General features: G+C 66.0%; 13 protein-coding genes. 7 read left to right on the top strand and 6 right to left on the bottom strand.

Annotation, left to right across the window (positions count from 1 at the left end):
• Positions 1–58: 58 nt before the first annotated feature.
• Entirely contained in the window at positions 59–1,249 is a 1,191-nt protein-coding gene (locus AAF604_15280) for a DUF2891 domain-containing protein (protein ID MEM7051031.1), read from the bottom strand.
• A 168-nt stretch (positions 1,250–1,417) separates the two neighbouring features.
• Here AAF604_15280 and AAF604_15285 point away from each other — a divergent pair, with 168 nt between their 5' ends.
• Positions 1,418–2,155, top strand: coding sequence for a hypothetical protein (locus AAF604_15285; GenBank protein MEM7051032.1), 738 nt, complete (start codon positions 1,418–1,420; stop codon positions 2,153–2,155).
• On the top strand, positions 2,155–3,591 hold the full coding sequence (locus AAF604_15290; GenBank protein MEM7051033.1) for a hypothetical protein: 1,437 nt from the start codon (positions 2,155–2,157) through the stop codon (positions 3,589–3,591). Before AAF604_15285 ends, AAF604_15290 begins: the two co-directional genes overlap by 1 nt.
• 58 nt (positions 3,592–3,649) lie before the next feature.
• Here AAF604_15290 and AAF604_15295 read toward each other — a convergent pair whose 3' ends face one another.
• Complete coding sequence (locus AAF604_15295) at positions 3,650–4,927, bottom strand: hypothetical protein (GenBank protein MEM7051034.1); 1,278 nt, start codon at positions 4,925–4,927, stop codon at positions 3,650–3,652.
• 213 nt (positions 4,928–5,140) lie between these two features.
• Between AAF604_15295 and AAF604_15300 the strand changes: the two genes are divergently transcribed.
• On the top strand, positions 5,141–6,538 hold the full coding sequence (locus AAF604_15300; GenBank protein ID MEM7051035.1) for a hypothetical protein: 1,398 nt from the start codon (positions 5,141–5,143) through the stop codon (positions 6,536–6,538).
• A gap of 148 nt (positions 6,539–6,686) precedes the next feature.
• On the top strand, positions 6,687–7,169 hold the full coding sequence (locus AAF604_15305) for a RidA family protein (GenBank protein ID MEM7051036.1): 483 nt from the start codon (positions 6,687–6,689) through the stop codon (positions 7,167–7,169).
• 732 nt (positions 7,170–7,901) lie between these two features.
• Here AAF604_15305 and AAF604_15310 read toward each other — a convergent pair.
• Entirely contained in the window at positions 7,902–8,696 is a 795-nt protein-coding gene (locus AAF604_15310; GenBank protein ID MEM7051037.1) for a hypothetical protein, read from the bottom strand.
• Between the two features lie 213 nt (positions 8,697–8,909).
• On the opposite strand from AAF604_15310, the gene AAF604_15315 reads away from it, so the two are divergent.
• The 3 genes from AAF604_15315 to AAF604_15325 all read left to right on the top strand — a co-directional run bounded on the left by AAF604_15315 (position 8,910) and on the right by AAF604_15325 (position 16,758).
• Positions 8,910–9,410 (top strand): GNAT family N-acetyltransferase, encoded by a 501-nt coding sequence (locus AAF604_15315; protein MEM7051038.1) that lies wholly within the window; start codon positions 8,910–8,912, stop codon positions 9,408–9,410.
• Positions 9,407–10,582, top strand: a complete 1,176-nt coding sequence (locus AAF604_15320) for a pyridoxal phosphate-dependent aminotransferase (protein ID MEM7051039.1) — start codon at positions 9,407–9,409, stop codon at positions 10,580–10,582. Before AAF604_15315 ends, AAF604_15320 begins: the two co-directional genes overlap by 4 nt.
• 158 nt (positions 10,583–10,740) lie before the next feature.
• Positions 10,741–16,758 (top strand): IPTL-CTERM sorting domain-containing protein, encoded by a 6,018-nt coding sequence (locus AAF604_15325; protein ID MEM7051040.1) that lies wholly within the window; start codon positions 10,741–10,743, stop codon positions 16,756–16,758.
• Positions 16,759–16,889: 131 nt separating this feature from the next.
• Here the strand turns inward: AAF604_15325 and AAF604_15330 are convergent, their stop codons facing one another.
• From AAF604_15330 to AAF604_15340, 3 genes are all read right to left on the bottom strand, one after another.
• The gene (locus AAF604_15330) at positions 16,890–17,942 is read right to left on the bottom strand and encodes a hypothetical protein (GenBank protein ID MEM7051041.1); all 1,053 of its coding nucleotides are present in this window, start codon (positions 17,940–17,942) and stop codon (positions 16,890–16,892) included.
• The gene (locus tag AAF604_15335; GenBank protein MEM7051042.1) at positions 17,923–18,258 is read right to left on the bottom strand and encodes a hypothetical protein; all 336 of its coding nucleotides are present in this window, start codon (positions 18,256–18,258) and stop codon (positions 17,923–17,925) included. The genes AAF604_15330 and AAF604_15335 overlap by 20 nt, the downstream gene beginning before the upstream one ends.
• Positions 18,259–18,619: 361 nt before the next feature.
• Positions 18,620–20,129: alpha/beta fold hydrolase (locus AAF604_15340; protein MEM7051043.1), on the bottom strand; the 1,510-nt coding region annotated here is incomplete at its 5' end.

Below are 20,129 nucleotides of genomic sequence, written 5' to 3' on the forward strand. Positions count from 1 at the left end.
ATTCGCGCAGTCTGCGCGCCCGTCGACGGAGTTGGCAGTGGGCCAACGCTGGCATTCGCTATTGCGCCGCCGGCCGCTCCTGCGATCGCCCGGCGAGGCCGCGTTCGGTCACCAGGTACATCGCGAAGCTGCCTAGCCAGTGGCCGCCCTCGTAGTGGGCGCCGGTGACCGCGGCGAGGCCGGCGTCACGATGGGCTCGCGCGGCCCTCTCCAGCGTGGGACGGCGCGGGTCGTCGTCGGCGAGCCCGGAGACCATGCCGTCGAGCATCCAGGCTCGGCTGAGGTTGAGTCCGTCGAGATGGGCCAGCTTGGGATCCTCCGGATCGCTGACCACGGCGGGCTCGATCCAACCACCGGCGGTGGCGGCGCCGAGGCCCGGCAAGAATCGCGTCAGCCAGCCGGCGAACTTCGCCGGCGGCTGGATCCGCCGCATGAGATCGGCCTCGGCGAGACAGGGTGAGAGAAAGTCCTGGCCCGACGGCTCATAGGCCAGGGGACATTTCTGGTCGGCGCCGTAGAGCTCGCCGATGCGGCGCTCGAGCAGCGTCACCATCTCGTCGTCGCCGGTGATGCGCGCCCAGTCGAGGACCAGGCCGAAGGCGAAGGCCGTCTGCGAGTGCTCGCCGACTCGGATCGGGTAGGTGAGCTTCGGGATCCACTCCTTCAGGCGCTCTGCCGCCAGTGCTTCGAGGGGTAGCAGGGCTTGCCGCCAGCGTTGCGCCGCCGGGTCCTGCCACTCGTCGAGCTCGGCGGCGAGCTGCAGCAGCCAGGCGAGTCCGTAGGGGCGCTCGAAGGAAACCCTGCCCGCACCCGAAAGGTAGCCCACCTCGATGGCGATGTGATCTCGCGTCAAGCTCTTGGCGAGGGCCTGGCGAGCGGGCTCCGCCAAGGGGCTGTCGGGCACGGTGCGGGCCAGGCGCGCCAGCAACCAATGGCCGTGGACCGCCGAGTGCCAGTCGTAGCAACCGTAGAAGGCCGGTGTCAGGCGCCGCGGTGGTTTGGCGTCCTCATCCCCCTGCAGCACGTGGGCGATCTTGTTGGGGTACTCGCGATGCACGCAGTCGAGGGCCAGCCGGCCGAAGCGCTCGGCGAGCTTAGCTTCCGAGGCTGCTGCTGGTGACGCTCCCGGCAGGCAGCCGAGAGCGAGGGTGATCGCCATCCAGGACAGGAGCCATCGGGTGGACGAGGTCGGGCGTCGGCGAAGTGGCGGCGGATTCGGGGTCGAAGGGGTCGCGGGTTTCCTCATCATCTCCTGGCTCGCAATCGGAAAGGTTTCTTCCAAGCCTAACGGAGAGTCGTGCATTCGCCTGTTGCTTCCGATCACCAATGGCGCTTCTAGGAATAGGTACCCACAACTCGAACGCCCGAAATACGCGACGTGGTCGCCGCTCGCCTCGCGGGGCAGGACGGAGGACTCATGATGCGAAGCGACCCATCCGCCGGGCCGAGAAAGCGCGGTCCATACCTTTTCTTCCTGGCGCTTTTGGTGCTCTCTCCAGGTCTTGTCGGGGCCCAGGAGTCGCCCCCCGGGAGCCCGCTCTCGGGCGGCGACAACCAGGATGTCTGCGATGCCCTCGACGCGCTCCACTGCGCCGTCGATGCGATGGACGAAGAGGATCCCAATCGCAAGAAGGCGGAGAAGGCCCTCGACGCCGCCCTCAAGGCCAAGAAGGGCAAGAAGAATCCCGACACCGGTCAGTACGAGACGCGGCTGCGCAAGAAGACCCTCGAGCGCAAGGGGCACGATGCCTTCACCACTCCGGAGGCCGACGACGGCAAGAAGGTCTCGGGCACAGAAGCGGTGGGCGAGGGCAATGAGTTCGTGGTGCTGGGAGACAAGTGGCTGGGCGGTTCCGGCAGTGCTGCCAACGCCAGCCTGGCGGGGCTCCTCGCCCACGAAGGAGTGCGCTTGACGCAGAAGTACAGCTACCCGCGCAAGGGCCAGTCCTTCAAGGACAAGTGCGGCATCGTCAACCGTTCCCTCGATGCCTGGGGTGTCCACATCGCGGTTCTGGAGGCGCTCGCCGGTAAGGAAACGGATCCCGACGAAAAGAAGAAGATCGAGGATCGCATCAAGGACGCCGAGGCTGCCAAGGACAGTTGGCAGAAGCACAAGGACGCTCTCAACAAGCAGCAACCCGGGGGGTGCAAGTGATGACCACCACGCGTCGAATCCTGCCCTACGTCATCGTTATCGCCGGACTGGTCGCTGGATCGCTGGCGGCCCAGTCGCCGATCGTCATCGCCCCTGGAACGCCGACCATCAATCCTCGGCCGGTCGACCACGTGCCCTACCTTCCGTACCCGATTCTGCGCTCGACCCGGGCCTTGGCGGACAGCGGTCCCCTGAGCTCGTCGGTGAGCGCCTCCGGCCTGCTGCACGACGGCGCCGGCAACGAAGCCCAGACCGGGGTCGGGGTGCCGGGGGACTACCATCGCCTCTCCGACGGCTCGTTCCTGGTTGCCGGACGGCGTGCGGGAAGCTTCGGTGCCGGCATCGTCGAGCACTGGACGGCGGACTTCTTCGGCAACCTGTCGGAGTCGAGCCAGTACATCGCCGCGGGCTCCGACTTCACCGGCGTCGTCTATGACGAGAACTCGTCCTATCTCTATCTCCTGGACGGCAACAAGAAGAAGATCTGGCGGGCCTTCTGGAACGGCTTCGGGAGCTTGCCGCAGACCTACGCCACCTGGGCCGTCAAGGCCGACGTCGGAGCCCTCAACACGGCGCGGGACCGCTATCTCGATCTGGTCTGGCCCAGCGGTACCAATCCGGCTTTCGATCCCGGCCACGTCTACCTCGGTCCCCATCCGGACTACACCACCCAGGGGCGTGCGCTCACCGGCACCGCCGGCAACATCGTCAATCACCTCTGGGACTGGCTCGACGGCGATATCTCACCGGACATGATCATCGATTCGGCGACCGTCTCGGAGGGCTCCTTCAGCCTCGACGTGGTGTCCCCGAGTGCCGTCACCTCGCCCCTGTCCTTCGAGATCGTGCATCTCGAATCAGGCTTCGTGCGCGGCTTCGGGAGCTTGGCGAGCGGCGACGATCGGACCACCGTCAACCTGACCGCACCGATCGTGATCGGGGACTCCTACGTGGCGCGGGAATCCGGCACCGGCACCACCGATCATTGGGCGATGCGGGCGATGCGGCGCTATGGCTTCCCGGAGACCTTCGCCGACGGCAGTGCCTTGCGCCCGATCTTCACGCCGCCGGACTCCTTCATCGGCAACCCCATCCTGACCCTCATGCTGGGAGTCGAGATCGATCCCGACAACCCACCGCTGGTCGCCGAGCAGGACCTCTTCGGCACCTTGCGGGTCGGGGTACGCTCCTTCGGCGATCCGGTGATCCCCTTGGGCGGTGGGCAGTTCTGGCTCAGCCCGACCACCCAGGTGGTGCCGGCGGTGGGCAAGGTCGGCCCTTCGGGGCACGGCTTGATCGGCGCCACCATCGCCATCCCCTACAACTTTTCGCTGATCGGCCAGGTGTGGTTCGTGCAGTTCGAGATCACCGATCCGGTGACCGCCGGAACCGTACGCAGCGAGGTGGTGGGGTTCGAGATCCTGCCGTTCTTCTAGGCGCTTTCCGTCGGAATTGGAAGAGGGGGCTCGGTCGAGCCCCCTCGTTCTCTCGCCCTTAGAAACAGCTACAGCCGTTGCAGGATTTGCCGATCGGCCGGGTGGGGTCGTTGGGGTGGTAGTAGGTGACGATGGCATTGCGACAGGTCTTGCAGCCGCCGTTCTTGGCGCAGTCGGCGCCATCGGTCTTGCAGGCGGTGCCGCCGAAGCTGCACAGGGCCGAGCCGCGCGGCTCCTGCTTGGTCTCGCAGGCCTTGTCCTCCTTCTTGTCGTTGCCTTCGTCGCAGGCGTAGGCGACGGTGGTGGCGCCGACCGCCAGGCTGCCCTCGATGCCGGTGAGGCGATAGCGCTCGAAGCCGCCGGGCCGGAAGGCGACGTAGCCGCCGGCGACCTTGCCGCTGCCGACGAGGGTCTCCGGGTAGGCGTCGAGGTCGACGTTGAGGCCGATCTCGCCGCCCACGACCCGACCATCGGCGAGCGACACGTCGATGAAGGACGGGGCCGCGGGATCGTCGTCGAAGGTCATCGCGCCGAGCTGCTCCGAGGTGGCGACGCCGCTGTCATCGGAAACCACCAGCCGCACCACGCCGCCTTCGAGCTCGACCAGGGAGCCGGTGGTGTGTCCGGCGAGGGAGCGGATCTCGATGGCGCCGTTGGCCAGCGTGCAAACGCTGCCGCCGGGCTGGACATCGGCGGAGAAGGGTGTTCCGAGGGTGAGGGCCGCACGGCCGAAGGATGAGCGCACGATGGCGATGTCCTGGTCGTCGACCCGGCCGTCGTCGTTGAGGTCGGCGTCGTCGGTGGGTTTGTCGGTGACGGCACCGCGCTCACTGCGCACGAACTCGAGGTCGCGCAGGTCGACCACTCCGTCGCGCATCGGGTCGGGGCTGGGGTCGCCGTCGCGCAGGATGAAGGCCGCCGGTGCCGCGATCAAGGAGTCGCTGCGCCGGTCATCGTGGATGAAATTGAGTCGGGTCTCGAGGCCACTGGCGATGTCGACCTGATAAGACGCCGAGGCACCGCTGGCGGCGTCCTTGGCCACCACCACATAGTGACCTTCGGCGAGGCTCGGCACGGCATAGGCGCCATCGGCGTCGCTGGCGGCACTGGCGGCGAATAGGCCCTCGGCAGAGATCACTTCGATGACCAGGGCGCCGTCCCAGGCGGCATTGCCGACGGCGTAGGCGCTGCCGGCGAGGCGGCCGGGGGCACGGGGCTCCTCTTCCTGAGGCTTCTCCGCGACCGGGATCGAGGTCGCCAGGGCCGAGCCTACGCTCGCCAGGATGAAGACGACGCACAGGGTGACGAGGGTGAGTGGGGAGGTGGGGCGCAACATGGATTCTCCTTTGCGCTGAGTCGCCGCAGGGGGCGACGGGTCCTGGGGGAGGGGTTCGACCTACGAGGGACCGATCGGACAGTCCTTCTATCAACGCTAAGCGCGGAAGCGTTGTGAATCGAAAGGCGATGGGCGATTCATCCGACTCCCGAGCGGTTCCGTAAGAGGGGCGATCTCGGTCGAACAACGGTCCACGGAACAGGAAGGAGCGCCATGCGCCAGCGAAAGGTCAGATGGGTTCTCGTGCTTCAGCTCGCCACTCTCGGGTTCGTCCTGGCGGCGGTCGCCGGTGCCGGGGGGCCGGTAGTGGTGCCGACGGCGGAAGGCCAGATCGGGGAGGTGCCGGAATCGGGCACCTCACTGGGTGGCTTTCGCGTCGAGAGCATTCGAGGAACCTTCGCCGATGTGCTCTTCGGAGGAACGCGTTTTCGGCCGGCGATGGCGCCGGAGATGGCGATTCTCAACGACGTCATTCACGAGACTGCCGATCCCCAGGAGCTCGACATTCTGCCGATCGAGCTGACCACCGTCGCCGAAGTGACGCCGGGCAGTAGCCGGCGGCGCAACGCCGCCGACGATGGCGACTTCGTCGTTTTCAGCTTCGCCGTCGACGGCGCCATGCCACAGACCCTGGCGGTGCGAATCGCCACCTATGACGAGAGCGGTCAATCCCTGCTCTCGGTACCGATCATCGACAACATCCCGACGGCGCCGTTCCCGGATGTGATCCTGGCGGGAACCGACGTCGGCATCGACGACGAGGGCCGCGTCACGGTGGTCTACACCGACATTCCGCCGGGTGGCTTCGCCGAGATTCGCGGGCAACGCATCGATGGCGCGACCGGCAATGTCATCGACCCGAGCTTTCTGATCAGTCCTCCGGGACGCGCCGACCCCAGCGTCGCTTTGCTCGATCCGGCCGGCAATCGCCTGGTCGTGACGGCCACCAACCTGCCGCAGATCGTCGGCAATATCGTCGATACCGCCGGCCCCAGCCCCGTCGTGTCGCCGGAGTTCACCATCTCGACGACGGCGGCGAGCTTCGGCAATCTGCTGCCGGAAGTGGCTGCGGATCCAGAAGGCGGTGACTTCTTGGTCGTCTGGGAGCACCTCGACGATGCCCCCGGCGATCCGGTGAACGTGCGAGGGCGCCGCTTCGATGCCGACGGCAATCCCATCGGTGGAGACTTCGTGGTCAACACCACTACCGTCAACGCTCAGGGCCAGCCGGCGGTGGCCTATGGCCCTGATGGCCTGAGTGCCGTGGTCTGGGCCGGTGATTCGAGTGTCCAGGGAGACGAGCTCGACGTCTACCTCCAGGTCTACGACGCCGATGGCAACCCGATCGGTGGCGAAACGCGGGCCAACACCGTGACCAGCGGTGTCCAGGATCGTCCCGGGGTCAACTTTCCGCCCCAACCCGACGATCAGGGGCGTCCCCAGGTGCTGGTGACCTGGCGCGACGTCGGCACCGCCGACGGCGGCAATCCCCGCGGCACCGGCAGCACCTACCGCTGCTTCTCGATCGATGGCCTGGAGGATCCAACGGCGATCTTCGCCGACGGCTTCGAATCCGGCGACACCAGCTCGTGGAGCGATTCCCGGCCGTAGCGGTCATCGCCCCGGGGAGGAGGTCGGGCTAATATCGCGGACGTTCTCTCGACCGAAAAGGAGGTTCGCGATGCGATCGATGCAGCGACTATGGGCTCTTACGGCCTCGGTTCTGGTGCTTTCCAGCTTGATCTCGGTTCCGGCGGCCATGGCCGACGACGCCAAGGCGGCGACCCCCGAGGGGCGCCTGGCGAAGCTCGGCCTCGAGCTGCCCACCCTGCCGCCGCCGGCCGCCAACTATGTGCGCGCCGTGCGTACCGGAAATCTGGTGTTCCTGTCCGGCCACGGCCCCTGGCGCGCAGAGGGCGGTTACATCAAGGGACGCTTGGGCGACGACGTGTCGGTGGAGCAGGGCTACGAAGCGGCTCGCCTGACGGCGCTGGCCATGCTGTCGAGCCTGAAAGGGGAGATCGGCGATCTCGACCGCGTGCGGCGCATCGTCAAGGTCTTGGGCATGGTGCGCTCGACGCCGGACTTCACCCAGCAATCGGCGGTGATCAACGGCTGCTCCGATCTGCTGGTCGAGGTCTTCGGCAAGGAGCGCGGCCAGCACGCCCGCGCCGCCGTCGGCATGGCATCGCTGCCGATCGGCATCGCGGTCGAGATCGAGATGGTGGTCGAGGTCGAGTAGGGGAGAAGGTCTCGATCGGGGCGGGTTGTAGTTATTTATTTTAATATGCTATTGTTAGTATATGAAAAATATTTACAATCCGAAGAAACTCTTCCCCCTCTCGATCGTGTTGATCGGAGCTCTGTGCTTTGGGCTCTCGCCGGCGTTGGCCTCGGAGGGCCCGCCAGTCAGCTTTGACGAAGATCTTGGGACTCTCGCCCAGGCCGCCCCATCGCCCGAAGAGACGCCGTCCGCTGATGCGGCCGGCGAAAATCTCGGCCTCTTCACGCCGTCGGCAAGTCCGGCGAGCGGCAGCGGTTGCTGCACCCCTCAGGAGGAAATCCAGGGGTTACGAATCTGCCTGTTTGGAATTGGTCCGCTCGGCGATTTCTGTCCCACCTGCAATCCGGATGGGAGCTGTGGCGGCTATTGCGTGAGGCTCCCCCTCGAACTCGAGGGCCCGGTGGCGACCTGCTCCTAGGGCCATCGTGCAAAGCGCTCGCCGGTGTCTCGGCCGGCGAGCGCTGGTAGAAGCTGTCCGCGGTCCTGCTGCCGCCCGCTAGCAGGTTGCTGAAAAACTCGTCGGCAACCTGCGACCGGGCCCGAGAGGGCCCGGCGGCGGCAAGAGCCGCCGAGGTCGGGGGTGAGGCCGCACGACATGTGCGTGCGGCCGAGGGGGGCGCCTCTAGCCCCCCTGAAACAAACAGCTAGCAGCGCTGGAAAAGCCGCGAAGCGGACTTTTTCAGCAGCCTGCTAGGGAGTCGTCGGGCAGCCCGCCGGGTTGTAGGCGGCGGACCATACTTGGCCGTACTTCAGAGCGCAGTTGCCGGTGGTGGAGTCGCCGCAGGCGCGGCCGAACTGGTAGTCGGCGAGGCTCGTCGCGGGCCACAGCGGGCACGAGCAGCTGACATAGGGTTTGCCGTTCTCGGCGGTTTCGAGCTGGCCGCAGGGAGCGGTCATGCAGCCCGCGTAGTGTCCGTAGCGGTCATTGCAGCCGATCTCGAACTCCTCGTCGCTCGCCGGGTCGAGCACGGTGGCGAAGCTGAAGGTCGAAGTGATCTCCGACTCCGGGTGGAAGGTGCCACGGCGAATGTACTCGCAGACCTTGGCGACCGGCGGGTCGTCCGGCAGGTCGAGGCCGCGGCACTGCGGTGCCTTGGGATCGTCATTGCAGACGTTGCGGCAGCCGGAGCCGTCCTCGCCGCACTGCTCGACCGTTTCCTTGTAGACGCAGAGGTTGAGGATGCCTTCGATCTCGACGTACATGGGAGCGTCATCCTGGGCTTCGAAGACCTGGCACTGGCAGTCGGCCCGATCGCCGTCGGTGGTGCAGGGCAAGGGGTCGGCACCGGAGTAGTAGCACAGGGCGTAGCGTCCCGCCGGGCAGCTCAGGAAATTGGTCGGGCTGTCCATTCGGTCCTGGGCGGCGTCCGGATTGACCTGGTAGGGCACCTTCTCGCAGGCCAGCTTGTCGGCCATCGCCGGCAGTACGGCGAAACCCAGCATCAGCAATCCCACCAGGCAGGTCATCGCGTAGCGCTTCTTCATCTCTCCCTCCTCGGTCATCATCGGATTCATCTTGCAACCATGTCATGACCTGCGGCGCCCGGTTCGAGCCCGAGCGTTCTCCTGCTTGTGCCGCTGGACCCGCGATCCGTTTCGAGGAGCGGGCGATAATGGGGCCATCGAAGGATCTGGGTGGCCAGCGGGCAGGGCGCCCGGTACCGCTGGCGGTCATGACGGGGAGGAGAGGTCACCACGATGACGATTTCTGGGCTTGCCATCCGGCCGACGGAGGCGCGAGATTTTCCGACCATTCTGCGCCTCAATCTCGAGTTCGAGGCCTACCTCAGCCCGATGGACGGAGATCGTCTGGCGTTGCTCGATTCCCTTTCGGCCTACCATCGGGTGGTCGAGCAGAACGGCGAGATCCGCGCTTTCCTGCTCGCCTTTCGCGAGGGTAGCGGCTACGACAGCCCGAACTATCGCTGGTTCGAGTCCTGCCTCGACTCCTTTCTCTACATCGATCGCATCGTCGTCGATCGCGCCTGCCAGGGGCTGGGCTTGGGCGGCATGCTCTATCGCGATCTCTTCGACTTCGCTCGCCAGCAAGGGGTGGGGACGGTGACCTGCGAGTACGACATCGAGCCCCCCAACGACGGCTCACGCCGGTTCCACGACAGCTTCGGCTTTCGCGAGCTCGGTCGGCAGGTGCTCGACGGCGGCAAGCAGGTTTCACTGCAGGCACGGCAACTGTCGTGAAGCGCCGGCGACCGCAGCGGCTGCGCCACATCGCCGGCATCGGTGTCGACCAGATGGGGGCCTTGGCGGATCGCTCTGGCGAGGACTTTCTGCGCCTCGAAAACCTCGACGTCGACGTTCTTCCGGATGCGGAGGCGGTGGAGATGACCCGCCGATCGGCGCAGCGCGACGCCGACAACAGCTATCTGCCCTTCGTCGGCCAGGATCGTTTGCGCCGGGTCGCTGCCGAGCATGTCTCCCGGACCAGCGGCGTCGACTATTCGGGCGAGCGCCACTGCGTCATCTCCGCCGGCGGCCTGGCGGGCATCCTCAACGTGCTCTTGGCGACCCTCGAGGTCGGCGACGAGGTGGTTCTGACGGATCCCACCTATGCCGGCCTGATCAACCGGGTTCGCCTCGCCGGAGGCGTGCCGGCGTTTGCGCCGCTGGTGTTCTCGCCTGGCAGCGAGTGGCGGCTCGATCACGCCGGGCTGCGGGCCGCCGTCGGGCCGCGTACCACGGCGATGCTCCTGATGTCGCCGTCGATGCCCACGGGAGCGGTTTTCGGTGCCGACGATTGGGAACTGGTGGCGGCCCTCTGCCGCCAGCACGATCTCCTGCTGATCGTCGATGCGGCCATGGAACGGCTGTTGTTCGACGGCCGGGAGCTGGTTCATCCGGCGGGGCTTCCGGGGATGGCGGAGCGCACCGTTTCGGTGGGTTCGTCGGCCAAAGAGCTGCGCATGATCGGCTGGCGGGTGGGTTGGGTGGTGGCGCCGGAGTGGTTGATGCCGGACCTGACGGCGGTTTCGATCGCCAACGTGGTGGTGCCGGTGGGCCTGGCGCAGGATGCCGTCGCTCTGGCCCTCGAGCGGTCGGCGGCAACCCTGCCGGCCTTCGTCGCCGAGCTCCAGGCTCGCCGCGACCTGATGCTCGACGAGTTGGCCGGCCTGCCGGTGGGGGTGCCGGGTGGGGGCTGGTCCCTGCTGATGAGGGTTTCGGACTTCGGCATCAATGGGGCCGAAATGTCCCGTCGCCTGCTGGCACAGAAGGTGTGTGCCACCGCGATGGCGGGGTGGGGTGGGCAAAATGCCACGGAGTACATACGTTTTGTGTACTCGAACGAACCCCGGGAACGGCTGCGCGGCCTGGGCGACAGAGTGCGGCGCGCTCTTGAGATGTCACCTGGGTGACCGGAATTCTCGCCGCCAGAGGGTACAATCGCGTGGGGTAGGTCTTACTCTGCGTGAAGCCACGACTCGCTGAGCAGCGAGGTCTGCCGTCCGCGGTGCGCCGACGGTCCTGATATCCGAGGGTGACTTTCCTTCCTGAACGGAGAGAGAGGTCGATTGTGAATTCATTTCTGATGCGGCGAGGGGTTTTGGTTCTGTTCACGGTGATGGCCCTCTGCGGCGCGACGGCGGCGCAGGCGCAGCCTGGCTTCAGCAAGTCCTTCGAGCTCGGCACCACCGGCCCCGACACGGTGGTGGCGCTGACCTTCACGATCGACAACGGCGACAGTGGCTCGGCGGTCACGGACCTCGCCTTCACGGATACGCTGCCGGCAGCTCTCACCATCGCCGATCCGCCGCGCGCCTCGAGCGACTGCACCGGCGCAACCCTGACGGCCCCCGCCGGTGGCAGCACGATCACCTTCAGCGATGGGGCGGTGTCAGCCTTTGGGATCTGTACGGTCCAGGTCGACGTCACCGGCTCCGCCGCCGGCACCCACACCAACATTTCCGGCGACCTGACGTCGTCAGCGGGCAACAGCGGGACGGCGATGGCGAGCCTGACCATCAACGCGTCGTTGGTTTCTTTTTCGAAGGTCTTTTCGCCGGATACGATCTCCCTGGGTGGGCGTAGCACTCTGACGTTCACGATCGACGCCAACACCGAATCGCCGGGCTTCGCCGGCCTGACCATCACCGACGATTTGCCGACTGGAGTGGTGATTGCCGGTCCGGCCAACGTTTCGACGACTTGCGAGGGCGGGGTCTTCGATGCCGTTCCGGGGTCAAGCGTCTTCGGCTATTCAGGCGCAGACGCCTCCGATGCCGGGATTCCGATGGATGGAAACTGTACGGTTCAGGTCGATGTCATCGGTCTGGCTTTGGGTACCTCCGTCAACAGCAGTGACTTCTTGACCTACAGGAACAACTTATTTCAGTTCTTTACCACTGGACGGGCGACCGATGTCCTCACCGTCACCGGTGGTGATCTCACCCTACGAAAGGACTTCACCGACGATCCGGTGTTGCCGGGGGACACGGTGACCCTCGAGTTCACGCTCACCAACCGCAGCCGCACGGAAGCGGTGACCGGGCTGACCTTTACGGATGATCTCGATGCCACCCTCACCGGCCTGGTGGCGACGGGGCTTCCAGCTTCGGACGTCTGCGGAGCGGGTTCGACCCTCTCGGGGACCAGCACGTTGACCCTTGCCGGCGGCAACCTGCCGGCGGAGGGCTCCTGCACCTTCAGCGTGACCCTTCAGGTCCCGGCGGGAGCGGCACCCGCTTCCTACCCCAACACCACCAGCACGGTCAGCGGAACCCGAGGTGGCTCGCCGGTGAGCGGCGAAGCGGCGAGCGAGATCCTCGTCGTCACCGACGGCCCGACCTTGACCAAGACCTTCCTGACCAATCCGGTCGGTGCCGGCGACACGGTGACCCTCGAGTTCACCATCACCAACAACAGCGCGACCGCGACGGCGTCGGACTTTTTCTTTACCGACGACCTGGGCGGCTTCATTTCTGGGGTGACGGCCTCCTCGCTGCCGGCGATCGGCTTCTGTGGTGCCGGATCCTTCGCGTTCACCTTCATCAACAGCGGCAGCCTGAACCTTCAGATAACCGGCGGATCTCTCGCAGCGAGCGCCTCCTGTACCTTCTCGGTGGATCTCTTGATTCCGGTCGGGACCCCGGTGGGAACCTACCTCAACACCACTTCGGCGATCACGGCGGACGTCGGCGGGACCTTCCGTACCGGCAACGTGGCGACCGACGACCTGGCGGTGGTTGGAGCGCCGAGACTGCAGAAGAGCTTCACCGACGACCCGGTCGATCCGGGCGACACGGTGACCCTCGAATTTACTCTGACCCATGACGAGGCGGCGCCGGCCGACGCCACGGCCATCACCTTCACCGACAATCTGGCCGGCGTGATCACCGGGTTGGAGGCCACGGGCTTGCCGGCCTCGGACGTCTGCGGCACCGGTTCGACCCTTTCGGGAACTTCGCTCCTCACCCTCAGCGGCGGCACCTTGGCGCCGGGGGCGAGCTGTACCTTCTCGGTCACCCTGCAGGTGCCTGCCAGTGCGATTCCAGGTGCTTTCGTGAACATCACGTCGAGTGTCACGGCGACCGTTTCCGGCGTTACGGCGATCGGCGGCGGCGCCCAGGACACTCTGCTGATCGGAGGACTGACTTTCACCAAGGAGTTCACCGACGATCCGGTGATTCCGGGCGATCTGGTGACCCTCGAGTTCACCATCTCCAACGGCTCGACCCTCGATGCCACGAACCTGATGTTCAGCGACAATCTGGGCGCCACCCTCAGCGGTTTGGCGGTGGAGGGAGCGCTGCCGACCGCGCCTTGCGGTGCAGGATCGGTCCTCGGCACCTCGGGGCCGACCGTCTTGGTTTTCCAGAACGGATCCTTGACGGCGGGTACTTCTTGCACATTCTCGATCACGGCACGGGTACCCGGCGGCGCCGCTTCCGGCTTCTACAACAACAGCACCAGCAACCTGTCCGGTGCCATCGGCGGTGGCGGCGCGTTCATACCGCCGGCCCTGGACGTGCTGGAGGTTTCCTCGACCCAGCTCTCCCTGACCAAGGAGTTCACCGATGATCCGGTGGCTCCGGGCGGGACGGCGACGCTCGAGTTCACCCTCACCAACCTCGATGCGGCGAATGCGGCCACCGGCATCGCCTTCACCGACGATCTCGATGCCGCCCTCACCGGGCTGACCGCCGTGACCTTGCCGGCGGCGGGCTTCTGCGGCGCCGGCTCGAGCATTGTGGGATCTGGTCTGTTGTCGGTCGCCGGAGCCAATTTGCCGGCCGGCGGCTCTTGCACCTTCAGCGTCACCGTTCAGGTGCCGGCTGCGGTTTCCCTGGGGTCGACGGCGACCAACACCACCAGCTCCGTCAGCGGTACCATCGGTGGCTTGGCGGTGACCGGCGATCCGGCCTCGGACGTGCTTTTGATCGACTTCCTCGAGTTCACCAAGAGCTTCTCCGGGGACACCGCTCCGGGTCGCAGCGAGACCCTGAGCATCACGATTCGCAACCTGAGCGCCACCAGCACCGTTTCGTCCTTGAGCTTCACGGACGACCTCGACGCGGTGCTCACCGGGCTGGTGGCCACGGGGCTACCGCTCGCCGATGTCTGCGGCGGCGGCTCGATGATCTCTGGGACATCGTTCCTGACCTTCACCGGCGGCACTCTGTTGCCGGGTGGCTCGTGCACCATTCCGGTGCCGGTGCAGATTCCGGCTACCGCCGCGGCTGGCACCTATCCCAACACCACGAGCGACCTCTTCCAGGCCGGTGTTCCGGTGGCTCAGCCGGCGACCGCGGACCTGGTGGTCAACCCGTCGCCGACCTTCGCCAAGGACTTCGCGCCCAACTTCATCGGTTTGGGGCAGGTCAGCCAGTTGACCCTCGCCATCGGCAACACGGCGAGCACCGTCAGCGTGGCGATGCTCGACTTCACCGACAACTTGCCGGCCGGGGTGGCCGTGTCGACGCCGGCGAATGCCTCTACCACTTGCCTTGGCGGCACGCTGACGGCGGTGGCCGGCAGCGGCACGATCGCCTACACCGGGGGCAGCGTCGCCGCTGGAGCCGTTTGTACGGTGACGGTCGATGTCACCGGCACGGCCGTCGGCGTGCACGTCAATCTCACCGGAGATCTGACTTCCGATGCCGGTAACAGCGGGACCGCGACGGATACCTTGACGGTGAATCCGCAGAAGGACTTCCAGAAGGCCTTCGCGCCGACCACCATCGACGTCGGTGGCGTCAGCACGCTGACCTTCACCATCGACAACGGTGGCAGCACGGTGGCAGCGACGGGGCTGGCCTTCACCGATACCTTCCCGGCCGGGATGACCGTCGCCACTCCGGCGAACGCCTCGACCACCTGCACCGGTGGCACGATCACGGCGGCGCCGGGAAGCGGTTCGGTGAGCTACTCCGGTGGCAGTGTCGCGGCCGGCGCCACCTGCACTCTGCAGGTCGACGTCACCTCGTTGACGCCGGGTTCCAACCTCAACACCAGTGGCAACCTCACCTCGTCCCTGGGCCAGGGCGGCCAGGCGACCTCGAGCCTGCAGGTCGACTACGTCCTGCCGACCTTCGCCAAGGCCTTCGCGCCGCAGTTCATCGGCCTGGGCCAGGTCAGCACGCTGACCTTCACGATCGACAACAGCAACCCGATCGCGGTCGCCAATCTGGCCTTCGTCGACAACCTGCCGGCCGGGACCGAGGTTTCGAGCCCGGCGAACGCCGCGACCACCTGTACTGGTGGCACGCTGACGGCGGTGGCCGGCAGCGGCACGATCAGCTACAGCGGCGGCACGGTGGCGGCGTCTTCGAGCTGTACGGTGACGGTCGACATCACCGGTACGGCGGTCGGGGTGCAGAACAACGTCAGCGGTGATCTGACCTCTGATGCCGGCAATAGCGGCAACGCCACGGACAGCGTCACGGTCAACCCGCAAAAGGCCTTCTCGAAGGCCTTCGTGCCGGCGACCATCAATCTCGGCGATACCAGCACGCTGACCTTCACCATCGACAACTCCGCCAGCACGGTGGCCGCTACCGGCCTCGATTTCACCGATGTCTTCCCGACCGGGATGACGGTGGCGACGCCGCCCAACGCGTCGACCACCTGCACCGGCGGCACCCTGACGGCGGTGCAAGGCAGTGGCTCGGTGAGCTACACCGGTGGCACCGTGGCGGCGGGCGCGACCTGCACCGTGCAGGTCGACGTGACCTCGCTGACGCCGGGAGCGAATCTCAACGTCAGCGGCAACCTGACCTCGTCGCTGGGCCAGGGAGAAACCGCATCGGCGACGCTGACCGCCAACTACCAGGCGCTGACCTTCGCCAAGGCCTTCGCGCCGAACCCGATCACCGTGGGTGACGTCAGCACGCTGACCTTCAGCATCGAGAATCCCAACCCGATCGCCGTCGGCACGCTGGCCTTCACGGACGTGCTGCCCACCGGCGTGGTGGTGGCCAGTCCGCCCAACGCGGCGAGCACTTGCCTGGGAACGGTGACGGCGACGGCCGGTAGCGGCACCATCGGCTTCAGCGGCGGCACGGTGGCGGCGAGCGCGAACTGCACGATCGACGTCGACGTCACCAGCGACACCGAGGGGCTCTACGCCAACACCACCGGCGACCTGACCTCCGAGGCCGGCTCCACCGGACCGGCGACGGACACCCTTTCGGTGGTCGAGGGCGTGATGATCAGCAAGGCCTTCCTCGGCAACCCGGTGCTGCGCGGTGGCGCGATCGATCTCGAGTTCACCATCACTGGCCTGGCTGCCTTTGCCACCACCGACATCGCCTTCACGGATGATCTCGGTGCGGTGGTGCCGGGCCTGGAGGCGGTCGGATTGCCGGCGGCGGATGTCTGCGGCGCCGGCTCGACGCTCGCCGGTACCGCGGTCATTTCACTCACTGGGGGTAGCCTCGCGGCCGGAGGATCCTGCACCTTCACGGTGACGGTGCTGCTGCCGCCGGATGCCGCCGAAGGCACCTTCACCAACACCACCTCGGCGGTCACCGCGACCGCCGCCGGCGTTGGGGTGACCGGCAACTCCGCCTCGGCGGATCTCGAGGTGGTCTACCTCGAGTTCGAGAAGGTGTTCGCCACCGGCGGCGTGATCGGTGGCTTCCCGACGATGCTGACCTTCACCATCACCAACCCGGATGCCAACAACACCGTCACCGGGATCACCTTCACCGATGACCTCGATGCGGTGATTCCGGGGATGGCGGCGATCGGTCTGCCGGCGAGCGACGTCTGCGGCGCCGGCTCGCTGCTCGACGGCACCTCGCTGATCGCGCTGACGGACGGCACTCTGGCGCCTTCCGGCTCTTGCTCCTTCGATGTCGAGGTGCTGGTGCCGGAGTCGACTCCGACTGGCATCTACACCAACGTCACCAGCATCCTCGATGCGGTGGTCGACGGCGTTCCGGTGAGCGGTGATCCCGCCGACGTCGCGATCGCCGACCTCAACGTCAACGGCAACGTCCTGGCGATTCCGACCCTCGGGACCTGGGGCCTGCTGCTGATGGTCATCGGGCTGGGACTGTTCGCCATCCGCCGGATCCGGATCGCCGCCTGAGGCGCACCTGACGAAGGACCCTCGAACGGCCCCGGAATCCGGGGCCGTTTTTCTTTTCTCGACAGGTTCGGTTCGAACCGCGTGTCTTTCCTCGGTGGGAGGACGGGTAGGGCCTCAGACCTCGAGGAGCCTCACACTGGATTTCGGGTCGGGTGGTCGAAAAGGTAAACCAGGTTCAGCTCGCAGGCTAAATGTTCTTGGAACTGCGTCAGTGAAATCATGATCTCGGTGCCGTCCGGCAGCTCTTCGCGGTGAACGAAGGGGAAGTCGTAGTGACTGACGTTGAGATCGTGCGCGCTGACTTCCCATTTCACCGCCGGAACCTCGCCATTCGGAAGGTTCCCATCACCGAGGAGCCGATTCGGCATCGTTGAAGGATCGAGCTTCGGAGCAAGCGCCGGGTTTGGCTCTGAGATCGAAACAATCAGCTCGATCTCTTTGGCGTCTCGATCGACCCCTGCGACTTCCAGGTGAACGAGCCTCTGGGTCGAGGTGTTTCCCGCTGGAATGTCGATGATTTGGTGGATGACGACATTGCGGTTGTCGTTCTCCTCGACCTCATCCTCACCGCGGAGAGGCTGGTCTTCGACGCCACTGTCCAGGGATTGGTCGCCTTGAAGGTCCTCAAAGAAAACCGACCCACTCAGCCTCTCACCCTGAGATGCAAGGGCTGCCAGTTGCTGCCGATGAATACTCTCCGAAAGATTGTCGAGCTGATCTCGGAGAGGGCCCGTTTCCGCACAGAGGGCGGGCTCGCCGCACAAGGCGACGAGTCGACGGTGCACGTGTCGAAACAGGGGACCGACATCGAATGAGTCGTGAAAAATACTGGCAATCAGGTCTAGTTGCATGACGAGGTTTTCGAGCTCTTTCAAGTCGGCGCGGTCCGTTTCCGAAGTGGATTGACCGTCGAGAGACTTGGCTTCCGGAACCAAGAAGGCGCTCATGATGGCATCGACAACCTGCCTTTGGTTGCGGTTCTGGATCTCCTCTCGAGCTTTCATGAGCTCGATCTGCTGGTGATTTTCGGCAGCCTCTAGCTGCCGCTGCTCGAAGATGGCACTCGCCTTGAATCCCAAGATTGCGGCAATCATGGCGGCGAGAATGGCTCCCAGGGGCTTGAGGAGAATCTCCGCTTTGTCCCAGCGGTCCTTCGCGAAGAAGCTATCGTCGACGTAGGTCATATTTGCCGCTCGCGGTCTTGACGATTTCGAAGTTGTGTCTGACGGGATCGTCCAACGACAGAACGGGAGCTTTCAGGGGCTGCCCGTTGAAGGTCAATCGGAGGCTGCACCGGCCCTGATGCTCGACGTAGATGTTGTAGGAGCCTCGACTATTGGTCCTGCCTTTGTAGGTCTTCTCGGGACACTTGATTTCTACCTCGATGGCTTGCCCTGGTTTTCCGTCCTCGAGGGTGAGATTGCCGTAGACATTCGATCCCAGGACGGGGGAGGCGGTGAGCGCCAGCAGGCTCGCCATCAGAAGGAGTTTGTGAAGCATGGACTTCTTAGGCGGGTTATTTGTCAAGTTGTTACGGATTCGTTGAAATGAGGCCGACAAAGACCATCCCCCTCGGGCCGCTCTTCGGCTCGAAGAAGCTGCGCCCGCCCTCGCCCTTCTGCCTCTCCTAAAGTGATAGATCGATCGACGACCGGTTTGCCGTCGCGGGGTCAACCAGCCGGTTGGGCACTGGCTGCGATTACCGAGGTGGGATCGGACGCGCAGGAACCGGGAGCAACTGTCTGAGCAATAGAGGCAACCCAGCGAGAATCGACTCGGTCCACGCTTCCGAAAGAAGCGATCCGGTCGAGCCCGCTTGGCTCCCTGCGCGCAGCCGGCCCGCGGCTCCGGCGCGAAATCTCTAGGGCGCCTGGAAGCGCTTCTCGAGCCACTCCCCGACGCGGTCGAGTAGTGCCGGAGCGAGGGTCTCTTCGATCGCTTCGTACTCCGCCGGCAGGCCCGTTTCGGCGGTTTGGAAGAGGTGGTTCAGAGCGGCCATGGCGGCGGTCTCGACGTCGGCGTTGTCGGCCCTGGCGAGAGCCGCGCGGAGGGCCGCGAGGTTGGTTTCGGCATCGACCTGGAGATCCTTCTCGCCGTAGAGGGCGAGCACCGGGCAGTGCACCTTTTCGAGGTCCGGGCCGGGGTCGTGGCGCAAGAAGAATTTCATCCAAGGGCTCGCCAGAGCGGTCATCTGGGCCATCTGCTGGCTGCGCGCCGCCGCCGGCACGGCGAGTTCGTCGAGCAGCCCTTCGAGGGCCTTTCTCAGATCGTCCGGGGCCTGGTGGCTCAAGACCGTGTCGAGGATGCGCCGCTGCAGCCGGCCCTGCTGCTCGATCTCTTCGGGGGAAGCCCCGGCGGCTGCGACCATCGCCTGGGATTGGCGCACCAGGAGCTCCTTGCCGGGGACCGCCGGCGCCCCGAGGAGCACCAGGAAGGCCACCGATTCAGGGTCGGCGGCCGCCACCATGGGGGCGATGATGCCGCCTTCACTGTGGCCGAGAATGCCGACTCCGGAGGAATCGACGGCGGGGTTCGAGCGCAAGAACCGCACGGCTGCCGTGGTGTCCTGGGCAAGATCGGCGGTGGTGGCGCTGGCGAAGTCGCCGGCCGACTCGCCGACGCCGCGCTCGTCGTAGCGGAGGACGGCGAATCCCTGGCGGGTGAGGTGGTCGGCGAGCACCCAAAAGGGCTTGTGGTCGAAAATCTCCTGGTCGCGATTCTGGGGCCCCGAGCCGCTCACCAGAACGACTCCCGGGAAGGGGCCATCACCGGGCGGACGGGTGAGGGTGGCGGCGAGCTCGAGACCGGCCTCGGGGCTCGGGAAGCGCAGCTCCTCGACGAGATAGGGGTAGGGCGGCTTGGGCTCCTGGGGACGACGCTTCTCGACGGTGGGGAAGACCACTCCGCGCCGCAGCTCGAGGGGTAGCTTCTCGGGGCCTTGCTGCAGGTGGCCGGTCAGTCGATCGCCGTCCTTCGAGAGGGTGCCGACGAAGACGATCTTGACGGCCGAGGCTTCGAGGCGCACGGCTCGCTCGTCGAGTGCGATGCGATCGAGTGGAAAGGACACGTTGTTCTGGTCGACACTGACCAGGCGGCCGGTGAGGGCGTCGTCCTGCTGGGAGATCTCGAACAGCAAGCGTAGCTGGGCGCCCGGCGGCTCGAGAATGCCGGACCAGGTGTCGGCGAGGGGGGACGGGCTCGCCGGAGGTGGCAGGCGTTCGAGGTCGAGATTGAACTCCTGCCCCGACTGAGTCCAAGTGCCGTCGAGGGGGACCGCGGGGCGATCCCCCGGGGCGTGCCCCCCGCCGCCCCTCCCCCCCCCCCGGGGGGGGCCCAGCGGGGGACCGGACTCGCCCAGGGCGCTACGGGAC

This window comes from Acidobacteriota bacterium, assembly GCA_039028635.1.
GTDB lineage: Bacteria > Acidobacteriota > Thermoanaerobaculia > Multivoradales > JBCCEF01 > JBCCEF01.

What these genes read in the sequence shown, in the direction of transcription:
- AAF604_15295 (MEM7051034.1), bottom strand. Translation starts at nt 4,927, where the DNA reads ATGTTGCGCCCCACCTCCCCACTCACCCTCGTCACCCTGTGCGTCGTC.
- AAF604_15285 (MEM7051032.1), top strand. Translation starts at nt 1,418, where the DNA reads ATGATGCGAAGCGACCCATCCGCCGGGCCGAGAAAGCGCGGTCCATAC.
- AAF604_15290 (MEM7051033.1), top strand. Translation starts at nt 2,155, where the DNA reads ATGACCACCACGCGTCGAATCCTGCCCTACGTCATCGTTATCGCCGGA.
- AAF604_15330 (MEM7051041.1), bottom strand. Translation starts at nt 17,942, where the DNA reads ATGACCTACGTCGACGATAGCTTCTTCGCGAAGGACCGCTGGGACAAA.
- AAF604_15305 (MEM7051036.1), top strand. Translation starts at nt 6,687, where the DNA reads ATGGCCGACGACGCCAAGGCGGCGACCCCCGAGGGGCGCCTGGCGAAG.
- AAF604_15335 (MEM7051042.1), bottom strand. Translation starts at nt 18,258, where the DNA reads ATGCTTCACAAACTCCTTCTGATGGCGAGCCTGCTGGCGCTCACCGCC.
- AAF604_15310 (MEM7051037.1), bottom strand. Translation starts at nt 8,696, where the DNA reads ATGAAGAAGCGCTACGCGATGACCTGCCTGGTGGGATTGCTGATGCTG.
- AAF604_15280 (MEM7051031.1), bottom strand. Translation starts at nt 1,249, where the DNA reads ATGATGAGGAAACCCGCGACCCCTTCGACCCCGAATCCGCCGCCACTT.
- AAF604_15300 (MEM7051035.1), top strand. Translation starts at nt 5,141, where the DNA reads ATGCGCCAGCGAAAGGTCAGATGGGTTCTCGTGCTTCAGCTCGCCACT.
- AAF604_15315 (MEM7051038.1), top strand. Translation starts at nt 8,910, where the DNA reads ATGACGATTTCTGGGCTTGCCATCCGGCCGACGGAGGCGCGAGATTTT.